The organism is Odoribacter sp. N54.MGS-14 (assembly GCF_000980295.1).
In the GTDB taxonomy this organism is placed as follows: Bacteria; Bacteroidota; Bacteroidia; order Bacteroidales; family Marinifilaceae; genus Odoribacter; species Odoribacter splanchnicus.
In genome coordinates, this window is record NZ_LARL01000118.1 from 1 (window position 1) to 4,682 (window position 4,682).

Annotated in this window: 3 protein-coding genes; all 3 read right to left on the minus strand. The window is 42.3% G+C overall.

Translation table 11 applies throughout. The annotated features are described in order from the left end of the window. Positions 1 to 845 precede the first annotated feature (845 nt). Positions 846 to 3,347, minus strand: a complete 2,502-nt coding sequence (locus tag WS42_RS14250; protein WP_046402830.1) for a glutaminase domain-containing protein — start codon at positions 3,345 to 3,347, stop codon at positions 846 to 848. Between the two features lie 50 nt (positions 3,348 to 3,397). Beyond that, the gene (locus tag WS42_RS14255; protein ID WP_022161005.1) at positions 3,398 to 4,363 is read right to left on the minus strand and encodes a DUF4973 domain-containing protein; all 966 of its coding nucleotides are present in this window, start codon (positions 4,361 to 4,363) and stop codon (positions 3,398 to 3,400) included. A 23-nt stretch (positions 4,364 to 4,386) separates the two neighbouring features. Next, positions 4,387 to 4,682: RagB/SusD family nutrient uptake outer membrane protein (locus WS42_RS14260; protein ID WP_046451317.1), on the minus strand; the 296-nt coding region annotated here is incomplete at its 5' end.

Below are 4,682 nucleotides of genomic sequence, written 5' to 3' on the forward strand. Positions count from 1 at the left end.
AAACTCAATTTTCATACCTCCGCTGAATGTTTCTTCAAAAATATTTCCTAATGTTGCACTTGCTGGTTGACTCTGCCCCCCGGTAAACGACATTGTCATACCTCCAAAAGAATTCAAATTTATCGTACCGGAAAGTTTAGTTTATAAAATCTATAAAGTTCATAGCCCCTACGACACTTTTCAACAATCCCCAGCGATGTCATCCCGAACAAAATTCCGAAAGATACTATACCGGAGTCGATGAACTTTAAGTGCCGAAGCACAACTTTATAAACTTAAAAAACTAAATTAAAACGGCACGTTTTAATCATTTTTCAAGTAATCTTTTTGCCGACTTAGAAAAAACGCTTCCCTCCGAACTGATGGAATAAACACCCTCAGCCTACAACTATACAACAGTTGCAAATTTAATAGAAATATTCCTATTAACAATAAATAATATAAAATTCAATTACAAAATTTCTGATTCTCTCAAAATGATTTACACAACCTAGTGTAATTAGTATATAAAAAGCTTATTAAGTCTTTGAACCTTGCTGATACTTTTTTACAGCTGTTGAAACGAATGACCGGAACCGGAGGTTTCGTCAAGAGGATAGCGACAGAGACCAGAAACTTTATAAACCGATTTAAACCAACTTCTATTTCAGCTTCATTCCCCGGATAACAAAAGTTTTATCACACATTCTTCCTTAATTTACGGGTAATTGGAAATCTATATCTCGCTACCGATACATCGTTCGTACAATTACTAGCAGATGTCGGTATAAACAGAAAAAGGTCCCCGGAAAATTGCACCAATCCCCAGGAACCCTTTCTCAAATTAGGATAACACAAAAAGTTCTTTATTTCATCAGCTCCTTTTTCAACATCGGCATAAAATAACCACCGACAACAGAACGAGCCTGGAATCCGACCTGTTTAGCATCGGGTGTTTCGTGCCAATCGCTGATAGGCACACGGCTGCCCGTTTCGTTCGCATATTTATACACCGGAGCGATAAATTTCTGCATCGTCACAACATCCGGTGCCATCGTAGCCGTCCACATGATCCAATCGGATTTCGTATACGTACGGCGAGAATCCAAAGGTAATCCATAAAGATTCTGTTTGGTGAGATAATAAGCGATCTCTTTCTGAGCGACTTCTTTCGGAAAGATATTCAATCCCAGTAATTCATCCCATACCAGGTTGTATTTCTGACTCCAGGTACCGGCTTTATCGAAGGTCAATTTATAATGATCTCCGTCTGCAGCCATTTCTACCCATTTGCCGGCCATCTCTTTGGCTGCCTGAGTATATTTCTCAGCGATATCCTTTTTACCCAGCATTCCGGCCATTTTACCGTATCCGGCAATTCCCATAATCGCTTTGATCGAAAGATTGGCATTATGAGCAAAATGTCCGGCAAAGTCGTCCGTACAAAGCTGATTTTCAGGATCCAATCCTTTTTCCAATAAGAAATCAGCCCAAGTAGTCAACATATCCCAATGTTTAGCTGCATAATCCGCATTTCCTTCTTTATGAGCGATAGCGGTAGTCAGAATCAGCATATTTCCGGTTTCTTCCACCGGCATATCTCCACCGTAAGTCTGGCCGTTAGCCAAAGGATAGGTCCCCACATCGTGAGCGGCAAAAGGTTTACTCCATTTTCCGCTTTCACTGTATTCGAAAATGAAATTCATCAAGCCTTTAGCCAATTCGACATTGTATTTTAAGAATAAAGGTGATGAAGGATAGGTAATATCTACCGTACCGATCGAACCATTACTGAAATTTTCTTTCGAGAAGAACATCAGTTCCCCATTTCCGTTCGCCACCAATTTATGGGCGGCAATAGCCTGACGGTAAACCAAAGCACACAGCTCGGCATACTCTTTTCCTCCACAGGCAGCAGCTTCGTCCATCAGTTCACGGTCGAAACGATCGCAACGACTCAGTATAGTCCGGTAGTCTTTCTCAGCTGCAGCAAACTCCTGTTCGATCGTTACCTGACCGTTTTTCTTCCAATAAGGCATCAGATTTTTACCGAAATACTGGATAGAATACAAATCATCGTATCCGATCAATACATGCCCGGCCACTTTATCGGTCCCTACTTTTCCTAAATCCTCACTATAAGCCAGAGCAATCATCTCTTTATTCATATTTCCGGACAAATTACGATCGGCGGTATTTTCCACTTTTCCGTTAGCAGCAAATGCTTTTTTAGGAGTATAATAATCGGCGATCATCATAGCCGAACGATCCGAGGTATTTCCTACAAGATAAAAATATCCCCAATCGATACGCAAGTCGTCTCCCCGTTTGGCAAGTACCGGTTGTTCTTTCGTCCCCGCTTTCAGGAAGGTCTGTCCGTTCTTTTCCAACCGTTCACAAACCACCGGCTGACCGGTTTCGTTAACCGCCCACTGCGGAGTGGCTTCGATATACACCTGCACATCGTGTTGTTGTCCGTCTTTCGAGACTACTTCATAAGAAATATAATTTACCGGCCGAGCCATCAGATACAGATCGTCACACAACAGAGGTGCGGTAAAAGTCACATCCAACTGCACAGGTCCGGCTTCGAAAGCATACAGAGTCTGAGTAGGTAATACCATTGCAGACACCTGTTCAGCCTCCTGATCAAAGAACGTCTTATCGGGCTCCTTCACATACAATCCGAAATCCACATAACCACCGCCGGTTTTGTTTTTACAATAAGCAGCGATCACATTCTTTCCCGGTTTCAGGGTTTTCTTCACTTCGTCTTTCAATTCGGCCACAACATTATTGTGCCATTCATATCCGGTTTTTACAACCTGTTTCCCATTGATGTACAGTTCAAAGGTATCGTCATGAGAATATTTCAGGAAAACATCGGCATCCGACAAATCCTGATTCAGATCGAACTCCCGGCGCACCCAGATATCTTTGGTGGTCCACTCGGTACCCAGAAACAACATTTCAGGCGTACCGAAAGCCGCTTTTCCTTTCGTCCATCCTTTGGGATTGAAATCGACTTTTTCCCAACCTTTCTTCGGTTCTTTCAACGTATAATTTCCTTCCCAAGCCTCTACGGAAGCCATATCCACAATGGGATACAAGGGCAGATTTTCTTTTCCCATAAAACGATAACTCTTTCCATCCACCCGTACCACTCCGATCAACGGATGATTTTTACCGGTCCAGTGTTTTACAGGACTATCATACAAATTATCGGTTGTCGACCAGGCAGAAGTATAAGGGTCGATAGTCACCAGCGGATAAGCCGGAGCACGCAAATCGCTCTTCGGTTTTTCAGCTTCGGTACACGCGGTAAGCAAACAACTTGCCCCCAACACTAAATACAGTAATTTTCTCATTTTCATTTCAATCATTTCAAAATTATAGCATATTTCTACTTTCCCTGATCTCACCATTCCTCGCGTATATTTCCATCTTTATCCCTGAAAACCGTGCGGTCATTCGTAAATGTACCTTCGAATCTTCTATGATAAGGATACCCTTCGGGAGAAGTGTAAGTATAGCTGTAATTCATCTTCAGGGTCGTCGTGATCACCGATTTATTCTGTACCAATAAATCCGGAGATTCCGAAATGCTAATCCTATTCTGTGAAGCGTCACCTTCAGCCATCAAGTTGATTTCCGGAGTCATGGCAGTATAACTCAATGTACTGTCGCTATTGACCGTTACCTGAATCACATACTTGTCCCGATCCGTATCCGTTTCGTAAACCCCACCGGCATACATACGGCAGGTGTTGTAATTCAAAGTCGACAAAGTCAGATCCGTTGTCCAAGCCGTATAATCATCATTGTCTCCGGAATTATACACCTTTGCACCTGAGGGCGTATAGACATAAGAAAAATTATTCAGAATATTCAAATGAAACAAAGCCTTTCGGTATTTCGGCTCACCTACTTCATAATCCGACACGGAAGAAACCTCCAAAGGCAATACATAATCCTTGAACATATCCAGTCTGGACAAATCAAACTGAACAGACAGCAAAGCATACTCATCCCCTTTCTTAATGGTCACTTTTCCTTCATTCTCCAAAGTATAGCAATCTTCAGGTAACAACGTATAATAAAGCATAGTATCCTGGACGAAACGCTCATAATTATAATCATCCAACGTATCCGGGCATACCTTTACCTGAGCCTCTACATCTTTCGACAATACGGAAGTTCCACTGATTGAAATCGTAATTTGAGTGTTTACCGTTCCATCTTCCGGATATTCCACCCGCAAATCCTGGAAACCGTTCTCCGCAATCACCACCCGCTTGACAAACAGCTCATCGGGAAGATCATTGTTGCAAGCAGCAACCGTCATTCCCAATATGTACAAAAATAACAGTCTGTATTTCATCATCTTCATCATATTTAAATTAAAAATTAGCGTTCCCATCCCGGATTCTGCTGCAATTTAACATTCCGGTCCGTTTCGTTCTTAGGAATCGGCCACAAATACATCTTATCCATCCATCTCTTCTGCACCCGGGATATGACAGTCTCTTTATAGAAATCCTCTCTCTTGCTGGAAGTGATATTGATATTGAAGCCCTTGATCGGTCCGACTTCCTCTGTAGGAGCATCTTTCCAGCGACGTAAATCGAAATAACGGGCACTTTCGGCGAACAGTTCGATCTGGCGTTCCCGTTTCAGAGTAACTCTAAATTGAGCCGCATCGT